Below are 21562 nucleotides of genomic sequence, written 5' to 3' on the forward strand. Positions count from 1 at the left end.
ATAATTCCCAGTTATCCGAGCTCTTACCTCGGTAGTATTGCGCGCATCTTACAACATAAAGGGGAGCTCTCCAACCGGATTTTGATGATGTGGTCGTCACAGATCGCCTTCCTTGTACCGCTTCGTCGGAGAACCTCATCGACGGCGGCGGATGATGGTCGGCGATGGCGCCGCCGTCGGAGCGGATTTCGCGACGACGGATCTACCCGGATGCGGGCACGGTAGTGGCGTCGCCATGGATGAAGATCCGGGTCGCCCGATCCGTGCGCCCCATCCGGAGAAGGACGAGCCCGCTCTCCCTGTCGGATCGACCCAGCGTGGTCACTCCATAGCCATATCCCCGCGAAGACGCCTGGGGCTCCCGATCGCTCGGCAACGCCGTCCTCCGGTTCGGCCCGTCGAACTGCCCGTTGCCCGCGGCACGGTTCGCGTCGGGTTCACCCCGCACCGGACGGCGGGAACTCTGACCCGGGTTCGCATGGCGTCGCGGTCGTGGACATCTGAGCATTCCGACGTCCGGGCTCGTCGGGTTCCCCGACTTGCGGAGACTCGTGGAATTCGGATCCTGGTTCGCCGATGGATACATGTTGATGCCGGTCGGGGTGCGACGTAGGGTCGGGGCATGCAGACCAGACAGCTCTCCGTCACAGAACGCCTGCGCGAACTGATCATGGCGGGCGAATTCGAGCCCGGGTTCCACCTCCAGGAGATCCCGCTCGCCAAGTCGCTCGACGTGTCGCGCACCCCGGTGCGGGCGGCGCTGATCGCCCTCGCCCAGGAGGGGCTGCTGACCTATCGGCCGCAGCGCGGTTATCTGGTGCGCAAGGCGTCGCTCGACGAGATCCTCGACGCCTATACGGTGCGCGGCAGCCTGGAGAGCACCGCCTGCCGGCTGCTGGCCGGGAAGGGAGCCGACGCCGAAACGCTGAAGATCCTGAAAGGCTGCCTCGAGGAGGGCGACCGCATCCTCGCCGCCGGAAAATTGACCGACGAGGGCTTCCAGCCCTGGCGCGAGATGAACAACCTGCTGCATCAGACCATTCTGACCGCTACCGGCAACGACCTGCTGATCGATCTCACCGCCCGCACCCTCAACATCCCGCTGACCTCGTCGCGGGTGGTGCACTGGATCGACTTCACCGCCATGCGCCGCTCGCACGACCACCACTGGGTGATCGTCGAAGCGATCGAACGGCGTCAGGCGTCGCGCGCCGAAGCGATGATGACCGAGCACATCCTCGTGTCGAGCGACGTCATCCGTCGCAACTTCGGCCGGCCCTAGCGCCGCATCGCTTCTTCGGCTGCTCGTGGCCCCGCCACGCTCCCTTTCGCGCCGACCTCATCCGACGCCGCCGCATCGCGTGCCGTCGCACGTGCCGCAACGCCTGCCGAGGCACGGCGATGGCGATGCTTGCGTGAACGCAAATGTATACATGACGACTTGATACGGCGTGATTTTCACGTTAAGGAGGGTTCCAAAGAGGGAAAAGAATACATTCATACCGAGAGTGAGGAGAGCGCCCGATGTTGATCAAGCAGATCCACCACGTCGCCTACCGCTGCAACGACGCCGCCGAGACCGTCGCCTTCTATCGCGACAATCTCGGCATGGCGTTCCTCGCGGCGCTGTCGGAGGACCGGGTACCGTCGACCGGCGAGGCCGATCCCTACATGCATCTGTTCCTCGACGCCGGGAACGGCAACATCCTCGCCTTCTTCGAGATCCCGAACTCGCCGCCGATGGGGCGCGACCCCAACACCCCGGCCTGGGTCCAGCACATCGCCTTTCTGGTCGAGAACGAGGAGGCGCTGACGAAGGCCAAGGCCGATCTCGAGGCCAAGGGCATCGAGGTGATCGGACCGACCAATCACGAGATCCTCAAGTCGATCTACTTCTTCGATCCCAACGGCCACCGCCTCGAACTGACGGCCGCCTCCGGCACGCCGGAGATGATGGGCGAGCTCCATTCCGTCGCCGACGCCATGCTCGCCGACTGGAGCCGAACCAAGTCGACCCAGCGCCACGCGGCGTGGATCCACGAGAAGCAGTTCGCCGGCAACTGAAGGTGACGTGAACGATGAAGATCGGCATCCTGATGCTCGGGTTGGCGCAGGCCCTCCGCCTGCTCCGTCTGACCAACGCGACGTTCCGCGAACGCTTCCGTGAGAAGAACCTGGTGGTGCAGTTCAAGGTGCTCGACTGCGGCACCGCGCGCTCCATCACGTTCCACGACGGACGCGTCTCGTCGCGGGCCGGGGTCCATCCGGCCCCCGATGTCGTGCTGTCGTTCAAGAACGCCCGGGTCGCGGCGAAGCTGATGTCGCTGAAACCGGACCATCGATTCAACATCGACGCGATGAAGAACTTCACCATCGGTCTCGATGGTCCGGACGAGCTGACGGTGTGGTTCGCCGAGACCCTCAGCATGGTCAAGGCGTTCGGCTGGCGCTTCGGCACCCGGTTGAAGGGCGGCGTCACCCGCTACACCGGCAATACCAACGGCGGGCCGGTCTTCGTCTACGTCAAGGGCGGCCGTATCGTCCGCATCACGCCGATCGAATTCGACGCCGAGGACGGCGAGACCTGGAAGATCCGGGCGCGCGGCAAGAGCTTCTCGCCGCCGCGCATGGCCACGGTCTCGCCGCACACCCTCGCCTCGAAGTCGCTGGTCTATTCCAAGGACCGGCTGCTCTACCCGATGAAGCGGGTCGACTTCGATCCCCACGGCGAGCGCAACCCGCAGAACCGCGGCATCTCCGGTTACGAGCGGATCAGTTGGGACGAGGCGGCGGAGATCATCGCCGGCGAGATCCGGCGAGTGAAGCGCGACTACGGCCCGGGAGCGCTGGCCTTCAGTCACAGCGCCCACCAGAGCTGGGGCAACGTCAACTACCACCTGTCCTCGGGCTTCCGCTTCTTCAATCTCGTCGGCTTCACCAAGGTCCACTCCAACCCGTCGAGCTGGGAGGGCTGGTACTGGGGCGCCACCCATCACTGGGGCCACACCATGCGCCTCGGCAACGGCGAGGTGTTCGGCCAGGTCGAGGACTGCCTGCAGAACAGCGAGATGATCGTCTTCTGGTCGAGCGACCCGGAGGCCTGCAACGGCGTCTATGCCGGGTTCGAGGGCACCGTCCGTCGCCAGTGGGCGAAGGACCTCGGCATGACCTTCGTCCACATCGACCCCTACCACAACGAGACCGCCGCCTGGCTCGGCGGCAAGTGGATCGCGCCGCGGCCCGGCACCGACCCGGCGCTCGCCCAGGCGATCTGCCACGTCTGGATCAGCGAGGGCCTCTACGACAAGTGGTACGTCGAGAACCGCACCACGGGCTTCGACGAATGGGCCGACCACGTCATGGGCCGCAGCGACGGCGTGCCCAAAACGCCGGAATGGGCCGAGGCCGAGACCGAGGTCCCGGCGCGCGACATCCGGGCGCTGGCCCGCGAATGGGGGAGGAAGAAGACCTATCTCGGCGCCGGCGCCTTCGGCAACGGCTTCGGCGGCGCCTGCCGCACCGCCACCGGCGCTCAGTGGGCGCGGATGATGGTGATCCTGATGGCGATGCAGGGCTACGGCCGCCCGGGTGTCAACATGGGCAATCTACAGAGCGGCGCCCCGATCGACTTCAATTTCTGGTTCCCCGGCTATGCCGAGGGCGGCATCTCCGGCGATCTCCAGTTCACCGCCGACGGGCCGATCACCTATCAGCGCATCCCGCACATCATGACCATGAACAACGTGCGGCAACAGATCCCGCGCATCAACTTCCCCGAGGCGATCACCGAGGGTCAGGCGAGCGGCTATCCGACCGACGTCGCGGCCATCAACAGTCAGTTCGTGCCCTACCGCTATCCCTCGCCCGGCCACTCGCCGGTCAGGATGATGTACAAGTTCGGCGCCTCGCAGTTCGGCACGATGAACAATTCCAACCGCTGGATCCGCGCCTACCAGTCGCCGAACCTCGAATTCGTCGTCAACCAGTCGATCTGGAACGAGGGCGAGGTCAAGTTCGCCGATCTCATCCTGCCGGCGTGCACCACCTTCGAGCGCTGGGACATCGGCGAATGGGGGTCGGGCGGCGGCTACGCGCCGCAGTACTACACCCAGAACAACCACCGCGTCGTCGTCCTCCAGCACAAGTGCATCGAGCCGCTGGGGGAATCGAAGTCCGACTATCAGATCTACGTCGAGATCGCCAAGAAGCTCGGCCTGTCGGCGCTGTTCACCGAGGGCATGACCGAACTCGACTGGTGCCAGCGGATCTGGGAAGGCTCCGACCTGTCGCAGCACATCTCGTGGAAGAAGCTCCTGAAGCGCGGTTATTTCGTCGTGCCGACGGAGAAGGAGCACCTGCGCGTGGAGACCGCCTATCGCTGGTACTACGAGGGCCGGCGCAAGACGGTGCCCGAGCTGCAGCCGCTGCCGGCCGACTACTCCGAGAAGTTCCTCGAGGGCCTACAGCCGCAGAGCGGCAAGTTCGAATTCGTTCCGGAGAGCCTGAAGAAGGCCGGCGATCCCGATCGCCCGCCGGTCAACGTCTACATGCCCAGTTGGGAAGGGACGAAGAGCCACGATCTCCTCGCCAAATACCCGCTGCAACTCCTGTCGGCGCATCCGCGCTACAGCTTCCATTCGCAGGCGGACGGCAAGGACGGCATCATCAACGACATCGAGTGGCATCGCCGCGAGATCGACGGCTATCGCTACCTCATCTGCTACGTCAATCCGGCCGACGCGGCCGACCGCGGCATCCGCACCGACGACATCATCCGCCTCCACAACGACCGCGGCGAGGTGCTGTTCGCGGCCTACGTCACCGAGCGTATCCGGCGCGGCGTCATCCGCACCTACGAGTCCTCGGCACTCTACGAGCCGATCGGCCGGCCGGGCCACTCACCCGACCGCGGCGGCTGCGTCAACTTGTTGACCAACCACCGCTCGCAGATCCGCGGCGGCAGCTCGATGGCGCCCAACGCCTGTCTCGTCGAGATGGAGCGTTGGCGGGAGCCGGTCGCAACCGCGCCCGTGGCGGCCGAAATGGCCATGGCCGAGGCCTGAGGGAGTCCGGATCATGCTGAAGTGGAACATGATCGTCGACGTCGAGAAGTGCATGAACTGTCACAACTGCTTTCTCGCGACCAAAGACGAGTATGTCGGCAACGACTTCCCAGGCTACAGCGCGCCCCAGCCGCTGCACGGCCACAAATGGCTGCATCTCGTCCAGCATCAGCGCGGTCAGGCGCCGATGGTCGAATCCCATTCGATGCCGGTGATGTGCAACCAGTGCGCCAACGCCCCCTGCATCAAGGCGGCGCGTGACGGCGCCGTCTACGAGCGGCCCGACGGCATCGTCGTCATCGACCCGGTCAAGGCGAAGGGTCAGAAGCAGATCGTCCAGTCCTGCCCCTACGGGGCGATCGACTGGAACGAAGAGCTGCAATTGCCGCAGAAGTGGTGCTTCGACGCCCATCTCCTCGACGACGGATGGACCCGCACCCGCGCCGAACAGGCCTGCCCGACCGGCGCGCTGCGCTCGATCCGAGTGGCGGACGACGAGATGCGGGCGATCGCCACCCGCGACGGTCTCGAGGGGCTGCGCCCGGAGCTCGGAACCCGGCCGCGAGTGCACTACCGCAATCTTCAACTGATGCGGTCGGTCTTCGTCGGCGGCACGGTGGTGAGCCGCGCCGACGGGCTCGAGGATTGCTTCGCCGGCGTCACCGCGCGGCTGTCGAAGAACGGCGCGGTGGTCGCCGAGACGACCACCGACACCTTCGGCGAGTTCAAGTTCGATCGGCTGGAACGGGGCAGCGGCGCCCACGACCTCGAACTCGACGCCGGAGGCGCGCGTCGCAGCCGCCATCCGATCGTCGTCGACGACAGCCGCTACCTCGGCATCTTCGCGCTGTGACCCGTCCACGCACCCGGAGCGGATCCCGATGACCGATCCCACGACCGACGTCGACTGCGAGTGGGTCCACATCCAGTTCGACGAGAATCCGGCCTTCACCGAGACCTACGGCTTCTCGGGGAGCCAGGGCGCCGTCCATCTCGAGGGCATCCGCATGCGGTCGAGGGGCGTGGCGTCGCGCACGCTCCTGGTCTTCATGCATCCCGCCTCGACGCTGCAGCTCCTGCCGCTGCCGCGCCATCTCGCCGCCATCGGCTTCCATGTCCTGTGCGCCGGCAGCCGCTACGCCCGCAACGACACGGCGGCGATCCTGGAGAAGGTGCTGCTCGACCTCGGCGCCTACATCCGCCACGCCAGGACGGTGTGGGGCTACGACCACGTCGTGCTCGCCGGCTGGAGCGGCGGTGGCTCGCTGGCGCTATTCTATCAGTCGCAGGCGGAACGGCCGACGATCACCGCCACCCCGGCCGGCGACCCGGTCGACATCGTCGGTGCCGGACTGATCCCGGCCGACGCGGTGATCTTCCAGGCTGCGCATCTGTCGCGCGCCCGTATGCTCGCCGAGATGATCGACCCATCGGTGGTCGACGAGGCCGATCCCGACCGACGCACCCTCGAACTCGACATCTACGACCCGCGCAATCCCAACCGACCGCCCTACTCGGCCGACTTTCTCGCCGAATTCCGCGCCGCGCAGCTGCGGCGGGTGCGCAGGATCACGGCGGGCGTCGAGGAGCGCCTCGCCGATCTCCGGCGACGCGGCACCGGCGAGTTGGAACGCGGTCTCCTCACCCATCGCACCATGGCCGACCCGCGCTTTCTCGACCTGACGATCGATCCCAACGGCCGCCCGCCGAACTGGTGCTACATGGGTCGACCGGAGACGGTGAACAACGGGCCGGTCGGGCTAGCTCGCTTCTCGACTCTGCGCGCCTGGCTGTCGCAGTGGTCGATCGATCACAGCCGCATGGACGGCGAGGCCTGCGCCGCGGCGATCTCGGTCCCGTTGCTGACGATCGAGAACCAGGCCGACGACGTGGTGCCGCAACCGCACACCGGGATCGTCCACCGGGTGGCAGGAAGCCGCGACAAGACCTTCGCGGTCATCGACGGCGCCAACCACTACTACGCCGGCCAACCGCGCCAGATGACCGAGGCGAGCGATCTCGTGCGCCGTTGGCTCGAGCAACGAGGCTTCGGCGGCGCCTGAGGCGGCGGTCGCACCGAGGTTCGGAAGTCGAAAACACAAGAAGCACGACGGAGGAAACGATGAACTACAGGGCAATCATCCCCTTGGCGATCGGCACCTATCTGGCGACCCAGGGTGTTCCGGCCCAGGCCGGCTCCGATGCGGTGCGCATCGGTCTGCTCGGCGACTTCTCCCAGGTCGCCGCCGACGTCGGCGGCAAGGGCGCGCTGCTCGCCGCCGAAATGGCGGTCGAGGACTACGGCGGCAAGGCCGGCGGCAAGCCGGTGAAGATCCTCTCCGCCGACATGCAGAACAAGCCGGAGATCGCGCTGCAGATCGCCCGCAAGTGGTTCGAGGTCGACGACGTCGACACCATCGTCGATCTGCCCTCCTCCGCCGTGGCTTTGGCGGTCAACGAGCTCGCCCGCGACAAGAAGAAGATCCTGCTGATCACCGAGGCGACCACCACCGACCTCACCGGAAAGGCCTGTTCGCCCTACACCGTGCACTGGGCCGACGACGTCGCGGCGCTCTCCGCCGGCACCGCCAAGGCGCTGGTCAAGGCCGGCAAGACCAACTGGTACTTCATCTCGGTCGACTACACCTTCGGACAGGCGCTGGAGAAGGCGGCCTCTTCGGTGGTCGTCCAGAACGGCGGCAAGGTCCTCGGCGGCGTCAAGCACCCGATGAACACCGCCGATTTCTCCAGCTATCTCCTCCAGGCGCAGGCCTCCAAGGCCCAGGTGGTGGCACTCGCCAACGTCGGCACCGACACCACCACGGCGATCAAGCAGGCGGTCGAGTTCGGTCTGCCCGCCGGCGGCCAGAACGTCGCCGGTCTCCTCGTCTACATCTCCGACGTCCACGCCCTCGGCCTCGCCGCGGCGCACGGTCTGGTGCTCACCGAGAGCTACTACTGGGACGACACCGACAAGGGCCGTGCCTTCGCCAAGCGCTTCTTCGACAAGTTCGGCAAGATGCCGACCAAGGCACAGGCCGCGACCTACGCGTCGATCACCCACTATCTGAAGTCCGTCGACGCCGCCGGCACCGATCGGTCCGAGGAGGTGATGAAGCAGATCAAGACCCTGCCGGGCGACATGTTCGGCAAGCCGGCCCACGTCCGCGCCGACGGGCGGGTGATGTACGACCTGTCGCTGTGGGAGGTGAAGACGCCGCAGGAATCGAAGTCGCCCTGGGACTACTACAAGCTCGTCGGCCGCATTCCCGCCGAAGAGGCGTTCAAGCCGCTGTCGCCGAGCGAGTGCTCCTTCCTCGCCGCGAAGTGATGCGGGAGCCGGCGGAACCGACCGGTCGCCGCAAATGACGACGCGCGGGGTGGCGAGAGGCGGCGCGAACCGTCGCCTCGCCACCTCGTCGTCTTGTCACGCCCGCCGTTTCCTGAGCGGGATCGGGCGCTCGTCGCCGGCGCCCGCCGCCTCGCCGCCATCGAGGCCCTCCGGCGCCCAGATCGAGAAGTACCACATCATCAGATCGCGCTGATGGGCGACCTCGAGGCGCTGAAAGGCGCGGTTGCGGTAGGTCTTGACCGTCTCCTCGCTGACGCCGAGCTGGCCGGCGATGCGGGCGAAGGGCAGGCCGAAGAGGATGCGGGCGCAGACCTCGGTCTCGCGCCGCGACAACAGCTCGGTCGCCAGGATGCCGCGCTCGATGCACTCGACCGAGGCGAGCGCATGCTCCGGACGGAAGCGGCGCACCTCTTCGTGCTTGGCGATCGCCGAGATCAGGTCGCCGGAGAGCCCCGCCAGATTGCCGAGTTCGTCGCCGTTGAAGACGCCGCGCCGCGACGACCGCAGAACGCTCAGCCAATAGGTCGCCTGCCCCCGCCGCCCGCAGATGCCGACCCGTTCGGCGATGTCGGGATAGAGCATGCTGCGCAGGTCGCCCGGCATCTTGCGCAGATCGGCGCGGACGACGGCGCTGCGGTCGGGTTCGTCGACGGACCGGACTTCGCGGATGCCGGGATCGCGGCGCCAGTAGTCGCGGCCGGCGAAGCACGACGCCCGGTCGCGCGCCAACCGACCGTCGGCGACATCGGCGGACCCGAGCCCGCGCAACGTGTCCGGCTCCAGCCGATAGACGGCGCAGAGATCCGATCCGCTGACCTGTTCGAGCAGCGCCAGGAGATCGCTGTAGAAGTCGTCCCGACCGATGGCGTCGATCACCGATCTCGGGCGGAGCATCGTCGGGAAACCGTCCCCGGCAGCCGGAAGGGCCGTCGTCATCTTCGCGTTCCTCCGCCTCGCTTCGTTCTCGTCGGCCGCGCGCCTCCGTCAGGATCCGCAGGACGGAGACCGTGACCCGGTCAGGGCGGCGCGCACCCGTCCGCCGGCCGCCGCTCCGGGAATGACGGTGCCATCACATGCGATCGACAGCAACTCGTCGAGGTCGACGCCGGTCGAAATGCCCATGCGCTCGAACAGGAAGACGACGTCCTCGGTGGCGACGTTGCCGGTGGCGCCGGGAGCGAAGGGGCAACCACCGAGCCCGGCGAAGGCGGCGTCGAAGACGCGCACCCCCCGCGTCCAGGCGGCGTGGACGTCGGCGAGACCGAGGCCATAGGTGTCGTGGGCGTGGAAGGCCCAGCGCTCGACCGCGGGGAAGGCGGCGCGGACGCGATCGAAGAGCCCTGCGACATGATCCGGTGTCGCCCGGCCGGTGGTGTCGCACAGGCAGATCTCGGCCGTCGACCGCACCGCCACCAACGGCCCGAGCAGGTCGAGGACGGCGCTCTCGGCGACCCGTCCGTCGAACGGGCAGTCGAAGGCGGTCGCCAGATTGAGGCGGATGTCGACGCCCGGCGGACAGACTTCGATCAGCCGGATGTATTCCGCCACCGATTCCAGCGGGTGACGACGGACGTTGCTGCGGTTGTGCGCCTCCGACACCGAGACGACGAAGGCGAGGAAGTCGACGCCGGCCGTGAGCGCCGTCGCGCCCCAGCGGGCGTTGGGCACCAGGAACTGGGCGCGCAGACCCGGGATCGACCGGCTGGCGGCGAGCACCTCGGTGGCGTCGCCGAGCTGTGGCACGGCGGACGGGCTGACGAAGGAGCCGGCCTCGATGCGGCCGAGCCCCGCGGCGGCGAGGCGGCGGACGAAGTCGATCTTGGTCGCGGTCGGGATGAACGGGCCGATGCCCTGGAAGCCGTCGCGCGGCCCGACCTCTACCAGAGTGACGCGATCTCCGCTCGGCGTGGTCATGCGATCGTTCCTTCGTTGCGCAGGGCCGAGATCTCGGCGGGAGAGAGGCCGAGGAGCTCGGTGAGGACCTCGTCGGTATGGGCCCCGATCGCCGGGCCGGTCCAGCGGATGCTCCCGGGCCCCTCCGGCACGTGCGGGACGATGCCGGGGTGGAGGAGCGGCCCGAGCAGCGGATCGACCACCTCGCGCACCATGCCGCGGCGGCGGAACTGCGGATCGGTGGCGCAATCGGCCGCGGTATAGACCCGCGTCGCAGGGATGTCCTCGGCGGCGAGGAGACGCGTCACTTCGTCGGCCGGCAGGCTCCGCGTCCATGTCCCGATGATCGCGTCCAGTTCGCCGGCGTTGGCGACGCGCCCCCGATTGCCGCGGAAACGCTCCTCGGCGAGGAGGTCGGGCCGGCCGATCAGCCGTGCCAGCCGGGCGAACAACGGATCGGAATTGGCGGCGATGAGGATCCACACCCCGTCGGCCGAGAGGTAGGCGTTCGACGGCGCCGCCGTCGGGATGGCCGAACCGGTCGGCTGACGGATGGTGCCGAGACGTCCGTATTCGGCGAGCATGCCCTCCATCAGGCTCAGCACCGACTCGGTCAACGCCACGTCGAGGCTGCGGCCGCGACCGTCGCCGCCCATGCGGTCGCGCTGCCACAGGGCGCAGACGACGCCGAAAGCGGCGTAAAGGCCGGCGAGACTGTCGCCGATCGACACGCCGACCCGCACCGGCGGCAGATCGGACACCCCCGGCGGATGATCGGTGAGATGTCGCAGTCCGCCCATCGCCTCGCCGATCACCCCGAAGGCGGCGCGATCGCGATAGGGACCATCGAGACCGAAACCGGAGACGTGGGCGATGATCAGATCCGAGCGGGCGGCCCGCAGGTCGTCGTCCCCCAGACCGAGACGCGCCAGACCCCCGGGGCGGAAGTTCTCCACCACCACGTCGCATTGCGCCGCGAGCGAGCGGACGATCGCCGGCGCCCGCTCCGCCTTGAGATCCAGCGCCACCGACCGTTTGTTGCGGGCGTGGATCGACCACCACAGCGAATGGCCATCGACCTGGGCTCCCCATTGCCGTACCGGATCGCCGCCGGGTGGCTCGATCTTGATGACGTCGGCGCCGAGGTCGCCGAGCAGCCGGGCGCAGAACGGCGCGGCGACGAAGTGCCCGATCTCCAGCACCCTGAGTCCGCTCAGGGGGCCACCTGCGGTGGTCTGCATGGCGCGCTCTCTCCGATCGGCCGGCGTGGGGGACGAATGGGCCGGTCGCGGCGCGGCCTCCCGGTGGGGACCGGCGCGGCTCACGGCGCGAAGCCGTACCGGTGGCGGACGGGACGGCCGGGCGAGATCGCCTCGGCGGCCCGCAGGATCCCTTCCGCGTCGATGCCGTAGTGGCGATGCAGGTCGGCGAGCGTGCCGGTCTGGCCGAAGCGCTCCACCCCGAGCGCCCGCGTGCGATGGCCACCGACCGCGCCGAGCCAACCGAGCGTCGCCGGATGGCCGTCGACGACGGTGACGAGGGCGCAATGGTCGGGCACGCCGGCGAGCAGCCGCTCGACGTACGACACCGCTCGACCGTGGCCGGCCTCGCGGGCGCCCTGCGCCGCCGTCCAGCCGGCGTGCAACCGATCGGCGGAGGTGACGGCGAGCAGGCCGACGTCGCGCCGGCTCTCGCCGAGGAGCCCGACGGCATGGATCGCCTCGGGTGCCATGGCGCCGGTGTAGACCACCACGACCTCGGCATTGGGGCCGGGCCGCCGCATCCAATAGGCGCCGGCGACGATGTCGTCGCGCAAGTCGGCGGTCATCGGCCGCGCGGGCTGTTCGATCGTCCGCGACGACAGACGGAGATAGACCGAGCCGCCGCGCTCGACCGGCGGCCAGACGGTGTCGTCCGCCGCCTTGCCGTCGCGCTGCATGTGCTCGAAAGCCCAGCGCATCACCACCGCGAGTTCGTCGGCGAAGGCCGGCTCGAAATAGGCGAGCCCGTCCTGCGCCATGCCGACCAGCGGCGTACCGATCGACTGATGCGCCCCGCCTTCCGGCGCCAGCGTCACCCCCGACGGCGTCGCCACCAGGAGGAAGCGGGCGTCCTGATAGCAGGCGTAGTTGAGGGCGTCGGCGCCGCGATAGATGAAGGGATCGTAGAGGGTGCCGATCGGCAGCAGCCGTTCGCCGAACAGCGCATGCGACAGGCCCATCGCCGACAGCATGGTGAAGAGGTTCGACTCGGCGATGCCGAGTTCGAAGTGCTGGCCTCGCGGCGAGAATTCCCAAGTGTAGGTCGACGGAATGCGCTCGCGCTTGAAAAGGTCGGCGACCGCCTCCTCGGCGAAGAGGCCGCGGCGGTTGACCCAGGCGCCGAGGTTGGTCGAGACGGTGACGTCCGGCGAGGTGGTGACGATGCGCTGCGCCAGCGGCGTCTCGCCACGGCCGAGTTCGTTGAGGATCAGGCCGAAGCCGGCCTGGGTCGACAACGTCTTCTGGCTCGGCGCCGGCAGGGTCTCGGGAACCGGAACGGCTGCCGCCTTCGCCACCTTGCGGCGACCGGCGAAGGGAACGCGGGCGAGAAACGCCGCGAGTTCGTCCTCGCTCGGCGCCAGACCCTCGAAGCGGTCCCACTCGTGACCCGGACGGATGCGATGAGCGGCGCGCAGCGTCTCCATCTGCTCCGGCATCAAGAGGCCCGAGTGGTTGTCCTTGTGGCCGGCGAGGGGAAGACCGAAGCCCTTGATCGTGTAGGCGATGAAGCACACCGGGCGATCATGGGTCGCGGCGGCGGCGAAGGCGTCGCGCAGCGACGGCAGATCGTGGCCGCCGAGATTGCACATCAGCCGGGCGAGTTCGGCGTCGTCGCGGGCGTCGACGAGCCGGCGGGTGTCGGGAAGATGGCCGAGATCCTCCTCGAGCCGCCGCCGCCAGGCCGCGCCGCCCTGGAAGGTGAGCGCCGAATAGAGCTGGTTGGGGCAGGCGTCGATCCACTCGCGCAAGGCGTCGCCGCCCGGTTCGGCGAAGGCCGCCTTCATCAGCTCGCCGTGCTTGAGGATGACGACATCCCAGCCGAAGGTGCGGAAGATGCCCTCGAGCCGCTCCCACAGGCCCTCGCGGATCACCGCATCGAGGCTCTGGCGGTTGTAGTCGACCACCCACCAAGTGTTGCGCAACCCGTTCTTCCAGCCCTCGACCAGGGCCTCGAAGATGTTGCCCTCGTCCATCTCGGCATCGCCGACGAGGGCGATCATCCGCCCCTCCGGCCGCTTCTTCGCCCAGTCCTTGGCGCCGAGATAGTCCTGCACCAGCGAGGCGAACAGCGTCTGCGCCACGCCGAGGCCGACCGAGCCGGTGGAGAAGTCGACGTCGTCGACGTCCTTGGTGCGCGACGGATAGGACTGCGCCCCGCCGAAGCCGCGGAAGCGCTCGAGCTTGTCTCGCGTCTGGCGGCCGAAGAGATACTGGATGGCGTGGAACACCGGCCCGGCGTGCGGCTTGACCGCCACCCGGTCCTCGGGCCGCAGCGCCGAGAAATAGAGCGCCGTCATGATCGTGGCGATCGAGGCGCAGGACGCCTGATGGCCGCCGACCTTGAGCCCGTCGGTGTTGGGGCGCAGATGGTTGGCGTTGTGGATCGTCCACGACGCCAGCCACAGCACCTTGCGTTCGAGCGCGGCGAGGAAGCGGAGGTCGTCCGCCTCGACCGCTGCGGAAGTGTCGCTCGCCGTCCGTCGTGCCATCGTCCCCACCCTGCCCGCCGTTCTCGGAACCTCTGCGACAGAGGCTAACTGGAAGCCGTCGGCAGGTGCTTGCAAAGTCAGTCCACTGATGGTCCAATTTCGGCAGACTATGCCAATTATCGTCTGGAGAGGACAGAAGATGCCGAAGTTGCGCCTGGATCGGATCGACCGGAACATTCTGGCGCAGCTCCAGCAGGATGGTCGAATGACCAATCACGACCTCGCCGACAAGGTCGGGCTGTCGCCCTCGCCCTGTCTCAGGCGGGTGCGGGCGTTGGAGGAGGCCGGCGTCATCCGCAACTACGTGGCGCTGGTCGACCCGGTCGCCGTCGACCTCTCGGTCAGCGTCTTCGTCAACGTCACGCTCGAGCGTCAGGTCGAGGACCGCCTCGACGTGTTCGAAGCGACCGTGCGGCAATGGCCGGAGGTGCTCGAGTGCTATCTCATGACCGGGGAGTCGGATTACCTGTTGCGCGTCGTCGTGCCCGATCTGGCGTCCTACGAGCGCTTCCTCAAGCAGTATCTGACCCGCGTCCCCGGCGTCGCCAGCATCAAGTCGAGTTTCGCCCTGAAGCAGGTGCGCTACCAGACGGCGCTGCCGCTCGGCTGAAGCACGGCGAGCGAGGCGCGGCCGGGTCGGCCGCGCCGGTCAGCCGGCCATCAGCACCGGCAGCGTCATGTGATCGAGGACGTAGCGCGTGCCGGCGCCGCGGAAGAAGTGGAGATGCTGCGGACCGGGATGGGCGCCCATCACCAGGAGGTCGGCGCCTTGGTCGAAGGCCCGCGACAGCAACAGGTCCATCACCCCGATGTCCTCGCGCGGCAACACCTCGCAGCTCGCCGCGACGCCGTGGGCGGCGAGATGGTCGAGCAGATCCGCCGACGCGATCGCCGGCTCGGAACCGGCGCTCGGAACCGGATCGCCGACGGTGACGACTTCGACCGCGCCGGCGCCGACGATCATCGGCATCGCCGCGTGCAGCGCCCGCGCCGCTTCGCGGCTGCCGTCCCAGGCGATCACCACCGACGAGCCGACCATCGGATAGGCGCCGACCGACGGCAACACCAGCGTCGGCCGGCCGGAGCGTTGGATCACCTGGGCGATCAGGTCCTCTCGGGCGCTCTTGCCGGCATGATGCTGCCCGAGCACGATCAGGTCGGCGAGGCGGCCGTGGACGGCGATGTCGATGGCGTAGCGACCGCTCTCCGGCCGATCGTGCCGCCGCCAGCTCATCGTCGCCGAGCTCCCCGCCGTCGCTTCGGCGAACTGCGCCGCCGAGGCCTCGGCGTCGTCGCGGTCGTGGTGCGGCGAGGCGACGTAGAGCCCGGTCAGCCGGCCTGCGAAGCGTTCGGCGATGCCGCGCGCCGCGGCGATGCGCAGCGGGTCGCGGTCGCCGCCGTCGAGATGGACTAGGATGTCCTTGTACATGAGGTCGCCTCCTCGGCGGCGCGGATCGGCATCGTGGCCGACGGTCTGGGGACGACGCGGACGGTGACGGGATTCGTCGCGCCGCGGCGCGACGGCGGGATCAGACGATGATCCCGCGCCGCTTCATGAAGGGAGACGCCATGCCGACCAGCCCCTCGCGGAACGCCAGCACGCAGACAACGAAGATTCCGCCCTGGATGATCGTCACCCACGATCCGGCCCCGGCGAAATAGTTCTGGATCGTCACCACGACGAAGGCGCCGACGGTCGGCCCGAACAGCGTGCCGACGCCGCCGAGCAGCGTCATCAGCACCACTTCGCCGGAGGTGTGCCAGTCGACGTCGGTGAGCGAGGCGAGCTGGAAGACGATGCTCTTCAGCGATCCGGCGAGACCGGCGACCGCCGCCGACAGCACGAAGGCGATCAGCTTGTAGCGTTCGACGCGATAGCCGAGCGAGACGGCGCGCGGTTCGTTGTCGCGGATCGCCCGCAGCACCTGCCCGAAGGGCGAATGCACGATGCGATGCAGCAGGAACAGGCCGAGGCCGAAGACCGCCAGCACGAACCAGTACATCGGCATCATCTTCGAGAGATCGATCAGCCCGAAGAGATGGCCGCGTGGCACCGCTTGGATGCCGTCCTCGCCGCGGGTGAAGGGAACCTGCACGGCGAGGAAGAAGAAGAACTGCGCCAACGCCAGAGTGATCATGGCGAAGTAGATGCCCTGCCGGCGGATCGCCAGCCAGCCGGTCACCAGCCCCATCCCCGCGGCCACCGCGGTGCCGGCGAGGATGGCGAGTTCCGGCGTCGCGCCCCAGACCTTGAGGGCATGCGCGGTGACGTAGGACGACCAGCCGAAGAACATGGCGTGGCCGAAGGACAGCAGGCCGGCGAAGCCGAGCAGCAGATTGAACGACGAGGCGAAGAGCGCGAAGCACAAGCCCTTCATCAGGAACACCGGGTAGACCGCGAAGGGCGCCGCCGCCGCAAGCATCGCCACCACCAGGGCGAACCATCGCTGGCGTCGGACGCAGACTTCGGGCGACGGAGTGAGAGCGGTCGAAGAGGACGTCATCGGGTTCACGCTCCCTTGCCGAACAGGCCGGCCGGACGGATCAACAGAACGACGATCATGGCGACGAAGACGACGGTGGAGGCGGCTTCCGGATAGACCACCTTGGTCAGGCCCTCGACGAGCCCGAGCAGATAGCCGGTGACGATCGACCCGAGGATCGAGCCCATGCCGCCGATCACCACCACCGCGAAGACGACGATGATCAGGTTCGATCCCATCATCGGATTGACCGAGAACACCGGCGCCGCCATCACCCCGGCGATCGCCGCGAGCGCGACGCCGAAGCCGTAGGTCAGGGTGATCATCCGCGGCACGTCGACGCCGAAGGCGCGCACCAGGATCGGGTTCTCGGTGCCGGCGCGCAGATACATGCCGAGCCGGGTCTTCTCGATGACGAACCAGGTGCCGAGACACAGCACCATCGAGGCGACGACCACCCAACCGCGGTAGATCGGCAGATACATGAAGCCGAGGTTCCAGCCGCCGGCGAGTTCCTTCGGCACCGCATAGGGCATGCCCGAGATGCCGTAGAGCTGGCGAAACACCCCTTCGATGATCAGGGTCAGTCCGAAGGTGAGCAGCATGCCGTAGAGGTGGTCGAGCTTGTAGAGCCGCCTGAGCAGCGTCCGTTCGATCGCCATGCCGAAGAGCGCCACCACCACCGGCGCGGTGACCAGCGACACCCAATAACCGAGGCCGAGGTAGTTGAACCCGAGCCAGGCGACGAAGGCGCCCATCATGTACTGGGCGCCGTGGGTGAAATTGATGATGTTGAGCAGACCGAAGATCAGCGCCAGGCCGAGGCTGAGCATGGCGTAGAAGGCGCCGTTGATCAGCCCGAGCAGCAACTGGCCGAAGAGCACGCCGGTCGGGATGTCGAAGATCGAGGTCATGCCCGCACCTCCCTCCCCGTCGCCCGTCGCCGGCCGCCGCAGGTCGCTCCCCATCCGAAGTGGTCGCCATCACACACCGAGAAGCTCCTTCAGCTTGTCGATCTTTCCGGCGACCTCGCCGCTCGGGATCATGTCGACGATCCGCCCGTGTTCGACCACGTAGTGGCGGTCGGCGACCGCGGCGGCGAAATGGAAGTTCTGCTCCACCAGCAGAATGGTGAAGCCGCGATCCCTGAGGCGGCGGATGATCTCGCCGATGTGCTGGACGATCACCGGCGCGAGACCCTCGGTCGGCTCGTCGAGCAGCAGCAGCTCCGCCCCGGTCCGCAGGATGCGGCCGATCGCCAGCATCTGCTGTTCGCCGCCCGAGAGCTTGGTGCCCTGGCTGTGTTCGCGTTCCTTGAGATGCGGAAAAAGCGCGAAGACCTCGTCGAGCGTGAGCCCGCCCGGCTTCACCACCGGCGGCATCTCCAAATTCTCGCGCACGTCGAGCGATGCGAAGATGCCGCGCTCCTCCGGGCAGTAGCCGATGCCGAGCCGGGCGATGCGGTCGGAGGGACGGTCGATGGTCTCCGTGCCGGCGAAGCGGATCGAACCGCGGCGTTTCTCGACGATGCCCATGATCGATCGCATCGTGGTGGTCTTGCCGACGCCGTTGCGGCCGAGGAGCGTCACCACCTCGCCGCGGCGCACCTCGAAGTTCATGCCGTGGAGAACGTGCGACTCGCCGTACCAGGCGTGGAGATCGCGGACGTCGAGCAGCACCGGCGCCGTTTCAGCCATGACCGACCGCTCCGTGACCCATGTAGGCCTCGACCACTTCCGGATTGCGGCAGATCTCGTCGTAGCTGCCCTCGGCCAGCACACGGCCGAGCTTGAGCACGGTGATCCGATCGGAGAGGTCGGCGACCACCGACAGATTGTGTTCGACCATCAGGATGGTGCGACCGGCGGCGACCTTGCGGATCAGATCGGCGGTCCGTGCCACGTCCTCGCTGCCCATCCCCGCCATCGGCTCGTCGAGCAGCAGCATCTCGGGATCGAGAGCCAGGGTGGTGGCGATCTCCAGGGCGCGCTTGCGGCCGTAGGAGAGTTCGGCCGCCGCCGTGTCGCGATGGTCGGCGATGCCGACCGCCTCGAGCAGCTCGAGCGCCCGGCCGTCGAGGCGGCGCAGCAGCCGATCGGTCCGCCAGAACCGCATGGTGCCACCCTCGCGGCGCTGCAGGGCGACGCGGACGTTCTCGAGCGCGGTGAGGCGGCCGAAGACGGCGGAGATCTGGAAGCTGCGCACCATGCCCATGCCGGCGACGGTGGAGGCTTCGGTGCGGGTGATGTCGCGGCCGTTGAACAGGATCCGCCCCTGCGACGGCTCCAGGAAGCGGGTGATGAGATTGAAGCAGGTGGTCTTGCCCGCCCCGTTCGGACCGATCAGGGCATGGATGGTGTGGCGCCGCACCTTGAGATCGACGTTGGAAACGGCGACGAAGCCGCGGAACTGCTTGGTCAGTCCCCGCGTCTCGATGATGAATTCGCCGCCCATGACGCCTCCCCCGCGACGTGCTCGTTCGGCGCATTAGACGGAGGGCGGGACGGAATGTATGCCCCCGGAAGCGGGGACAGACGACGAACCGCCCGACACGGCGCCGGGCGGTTCGAAAGGCCTATGGTGACGACGGGCGAGCTGCGGATCACCGCGTCTCGTAGAAGCCGAGCTTCTTCTGCATCGGCGCGTCGTCGACGACGAAGAGATGCGCCGGGGTCGTGGCCGAGGCGTTCTCGATGCGCACCTCGGCATGGGTCGGGATCGCGATGGTGTCGAAGCGCTCGAAGCGTAGGCTCGTCCCGTCGATCTCGATCGTCCCGGCGCCGTCGACGACGTGGACCACCGAAGAGGCGGAGTGACGGGCCGGCCGCGTCGTCTCGCCGGGGCGCAGATGGACGGCCGAGAAGCCGAGGATCGGCATGCACTCGGCGCCGGTCTCGGGATTGATGTAGGCGAGGCGCACGATCTCACCGCGCGGCGTCACCGAGGCGAGGTCGGCGAGCGCCGCCTTCACCTCGCGCCAGGGGAAACGGATCAACGGATAGTCGGCACGCGGCCGGTTCACCGCGGCCCAGGGCACGAGACCGGCGCGGCGATACTTCGTCTGCGAGGCGTCGGCCTCGTTGCGGGCGACCTGCGGCGGTCCTTCGGTGCCGTAGGAGGCCTCGAGCGCGAAGACCGTCGGCAGATCGAGGGCGTCCATCCAGATCACCGGCCCGGACCCCGAGTGGCCGTGCTCGTGCCACAGGCCGGAGGGCGTGAGGATCAGATCGCCCGGCTCCATCGGGCACTTCTCGCCCTCGACGATGGTGTAGCCGCCCTCGCCCTCGACGACGAAGCGCACCGCCGAAGGGCTGTGCTTGTGGTTGGGGGCGGTCTCGCCCGGCAGGATCAGTTGCATGCCGATGTAGATCGACGGCGTCGCCTGCATGTTCTCGAGCCCGAGTCCGGGGTTGGAGAGCACCAGGACGCGGCGCTCCGCCTTCTCGATCGGCGTGAGGCGGCCGGCTTCCAGCAGCTGCGGCCGGATGTCGGCGTAGCGCCAGAGCGTCGGCCGGGTGCGGCGCGACGGCATGCCGAAGGGCAGCGCGGCGCGCAGCGACGGCCACAGCGGCACGAGATTGCGCGCCGTCAGCGCGTCACGGTAGTCGCGGGGAAGATCGTCCAGGGTTCCGAGTTCCGACATGGCCTGTCTCCGAGGGCGCGAGAGGCGCCTGCGCTCACCGCGTCGCGCGGCGGCTGGGAAGCGGGCGGGGAAGGAGCTCTCGCGGCGAGCCCCTTCCCCGGTGGTGAGACGATCGCCGGGACGCCGCGACGGAAACGGGCCGCTCGCGGCGTCGCGACGGTCTCATCGCGTCAGGCCGGTGCCGCCGTAGAGCCACTCGAGCCCGTCGAAGTACTGGCTCGGGGTCTTCGCCCCCATCACCTGATTGCGGATCAGCCGCTCGACACCCCGGGCGTGATAGACCTTGCCGAGCATCCGGCTCGACAGGACGACCCGATAGGCGCGCGGGATGCGGGCGGTCTGATAGGCCTGGAAGGCGGCCTCGAAGTCGCCGTCGTGGCGCTCGATCTCGGCGCCGAGCCGCACCGCGTCCTCGAGCGCCATGCAGGCGCCCTGGGCGAAATACTGGTGGGTCGGATGGGCGGCGTCGCCGAGCAGGGTGACGTTGCCGTCGGTCCAGTTCTCGATCGGATCGCGATCGCCGAGCACCCAGCGCCGCCAGGTCTTCGGCACCTCGAGCAGCTTGCGCGCCTTCGGCACGATGTGGCCGAAGCGGGACAGGACCTCTTCGGTGGTGCCCGGCTCGTTGACGCCGACGTCGGCGATGTCGGTGACGAAGGTGGCGACCAGATTGAAGGTCTTCCAGCCCTGCAGCGGGTAGTGGACCATGTGGCACTTCGGCCCGCCCCACAGCGTCACCGCGTTCCAGCGCAGATCCTCCGGCATGTCCTCGATCGGCAGGACGGCGCGGTAGGCGACGTGGCCCGACAGGCGCAGGGCGTCGCCGCCGGTCATCTGTTCGCGGATCTTGGAACGCACACCGTCGGCGCCGACCGCGGCCTCCGCCTGCCAGACGTCGCCGCTCTCGCTGCGGAGCTTCACGCCGCCGGCGACCCTCTCGTAGCCGACGACACGCTGGTTGTTGACCAGGGTGACGTTACCGTGGGCGACGCAGGCGTCGTAGAGCACGCCGTGCAGATCGGCGCGATGGATGACGGCGTAAGGGTTGCGGAAGCGGTCGCGGAACGGCTGGTCCACCGGGATGTGCGAGACCTCCTCGCCGCTCAGGCCGTCCATCAGGACCAGCTTGTCGATGTAGACCGCCTTGGCCCGGCCGGCGTCGCCGATCCCGAGCCAGTCCATGGCGTGGAAGGCGTTCGGGCCGATCTGGATGCCGGCGCCGATCTCGCCGAATACCGGCGCCTGTTCGAGCACGGTGACCTCGCAGCCTTTCGCGGCGAGCGCCAGCGCGGCCGAAAGACCTCCGATGCCGCCACCGGCCACCACGACACTGCGCTTTCTGCTGGTCATCGAACCTTCTCCTCTGATGTGTTTCCT

18 protein-coding genes are annotated in these 21562 nt (G+C 68.1%); 7 read left to right on the top strand and 11 right to left on the bottom strand.

Going from position 1 to position 21562, the window contains the following annotated elements; genetic code table 11:
* Positions 1-622 precede the first annotated feature (622 nt).
* From V7Q42_RS10005 to V7Q42_RS10030, 6 genes are all read left to right on the top strand, one after another.
* Positions 623-1282, top strand: coding sequence for a GntR family transcriptional regulator (locus V7Q42_RS10005; protein ID WP_333823885.1), 660 nt, complete (start codon positions 623-625; stop codon positions 1280-1282).
* A 242-nt stretch (positions 1283-1524) separates the two neighbouring features.
* Positions 1525-2064 carry a VOC family protein gene (locus tag V7Q42_RS10010; protein WP_333823886.1) on the top strand — a complete coding sequence of 180 codons (540 nt, stop codon included), beginning with the start codon at positions 1525-1527 and terminating at the stop codon, positions 2062-2064.
* A gap of 14 nt (positions 2065-2078) precedes the next feature.
* Positions 2079-5063: a molybdopterin-dependent oxidoreductase gene (locus V7Q42_RS10015; protein WP_333823887.1), complete on the top strand. Its 2985-nt coding sequence runs from the start codon at positions 2079-2081 to the stop codon at positions 5061-5063.
* A 13-nt stretch (positions 5064-5076) separates the two neighbouring features.
* A complete protein-coding gene (locus tag V7Q42_RS10020; RefSeq protein ID WP_333823888.1) occupies positions 5077-5916 on the top strand; it encodes a 4Fe-4S dicluster domain-containing protein in 840 nt (279 codons plus the stop codon).
* A gap of 28 nt (positions 5917-5944) precedes the next feature.
* A complete protein-coding gene (locus tag V7Q42_RS10025) occupies positions 5945-7126 on the top strand; it encodes an alpha/beta hydrolase (protein WP_333823889.1) in 1182 nt (393 codons plus the stop codon).
* A 59-nt stretch (positions 7127-7185) separates the two neighbouring features.
* A complete protein-coding gene (locus V7Q42_RS10030; RefSeq protein WP_333823890.1) occupies positions 7186-8394 on the top strand; it encodes an ABC transporter substrate-binding protein in 1209 nt (402 codons plus the stop codon).
* A 96-nt stretch (positions 8395-8490) separates the two neighbouring features.
* On the opposite strand, the gene V7Q42_RS10035 is transcribed toward V7Q42_RS10030, so the two are convergent.
* The 4 genes from V7Q42_RS10035 to V7Q42_RS10050 form a co-directional block, all read right to left on the bottom strand.
* Positions 8491-9309: a helix-turn-helix transcriptional regulator gene (locus tag V7Q42_RS10035; protein ID WP_333823891.1), complete on the bottom strand. Its 819-nt coding sequence runs from the start codon at positions 9307-9309 to the stop codon at positions 8491-8493.
* A gap of 90 nt (positions 9310-9399) precedes the next feature.
* Positions 9400-10329, bottom strand: a complete 930-nt coding sequence (locus V7Q42_RS10040; protein ID WP_333823893.1) for a hydroxymethylglutaryl-CoA lyase — start codon at positions 10327-10329, stop codon at positions 9400-9402.
* A complete protein-coding gene (locus tag V7Q42_RS10045; RefSeq protein WP_333823895.1) occupies positions 10326-11549 on the bottom strand; it encodes a CaiB/BaiF CoA transferase family protein in 1224 nt (407 codons plus the stop codon). Before V7Q42_RS10045 ends, V7Q42_RS10040 begins: the two co-directional genes overlap by 4 nt.
* 80 nt (positions 11550-11629) lie before the next feature.
* Entirely contained in the window at positions 11630-14059 is a 2430-nt protein-coding gene (locus V7Q42_RS10050; RefSeq protein WP_333823897.1) for a transketolase, read from the bottom strand.
* A 139-nt stretch (positions 14060-14198) separates the two neighbouring features.
* Between V7Q42_RS10050 and V7Q42_RS10055 the strand changes: the two genes are divergently transcribed.
* Entirely contained in the window at positions 14199-14669 is a 471-nt protein-coding gene (locus V7Q42_RS10055) for an Lrp/AsnC family transcriptional regulator (protein WP_333823898.1), read from the top strand.
* A gap of 39 nt (positions 14670-14708) precedes the next feature.
* Here V7Q42_RS10055 and V7Q42_RS10060 read toward each other — a convergent pair whose 3' ends face one another.
* The 7 genes from V7Q42_RS10060 to V7Q42_RS10090 form a co-directional block, all read right to left on the bottom strand.
* Positions 14709-15488 carry a universal stress protein gene (locus V7Q42_RS10060; RefSeq protein WP_333823900.1) on the bottom strand — a complete coding sequence of 260 codons (780 nt, stop codon included), beginning with the start codon at positions 15486-15488 and terminating at the stop codon, positions 14709-14711.
* Positions 15489-15588: 100 nt separating this feature from the next.
* Positions 15589-16563 carry a branched-chain amino acid ABC transporter permease gene (locus tag V7Q42_RS10065; RefSeq protein WP_333823902.1) on the bottom strand — a complete coding sequence of 325 codons (975 nt, stop codon included), beginning with the start codon at positions 16561-16563 and terminating at the stop codon, positions 15589-15591.
* A 5-nt stretch (positions 16564-16568) separates the two neighbouring features.
* Positions 16569-17456: a branched-chain amino acid ABC transporter permease gene (locus V7Q42_RS10070; protein WP_333823905.1), complete on the bottom strand. Its 888-nt coding sequence runs from the start codon at positions 17454-17456 to the stop codon at positions 16569-16571.
* Between the two features lie 69 nt (positions 17457-17525).
* Entirely contained in the window at positions 17526-18239 is a 714-nt protein-coding gene (locus V7Q42_RS10075; protein WP_333823906.1) for an ABC transporter ATP-binding protein, read from the bottom strand.
* The gene (locus V7Q42_RS10080) at positions 18232-18996 is read right to left on the bottom strand and encodes an ABC transporter ATP-binding protein (protein WP_333823907.1); all 765 of its coding nucleotides are present in this window, start codon (positions 18994-18996) and stop codon (positions 18232-18234) included. The genes V7Q42_RS10075 and V7Q42_RS10080 overlap by 8 nt, the downstream gene beginning before the upstream one ends.
* Positions 18997-19144: 148 nt before the next feature.
* The gene (locus V7Q42_RS10085; protein WP_333823908.1) at positions 19145-20185 is read right to left on the bottom strand and encodes a cupin domain-containing protein; all 1041 of its coding nucleotides are present in this window, start codon (positions 20183-20185) and stop codon (positions 19145-19147) included.
* 162 nt (positions 20186-20347) lie between these two features.
* Positions 20348-21535, bottom strand: coding sequence for a 3-hydroxybenzoate 6-monooxygenase (locus V7Q42_RS10090; protein ID WP_333823909.1), 1188 nt, complete (start codon positions 21533-21535; stop codon positions 20348-20350).
* Positions 21536-21562: the final 27 nt, after the last annotated feature.

This window comes from Pinisolibacter sp. (assembly GCF_036782435.1).
Taxonomy (GTDB): domain Bacteria; phylum Pseudomonadota; class Alphaproteobacteria; order Rhizobiales; family Ancalomicrobiaceae; genus CALBKH01.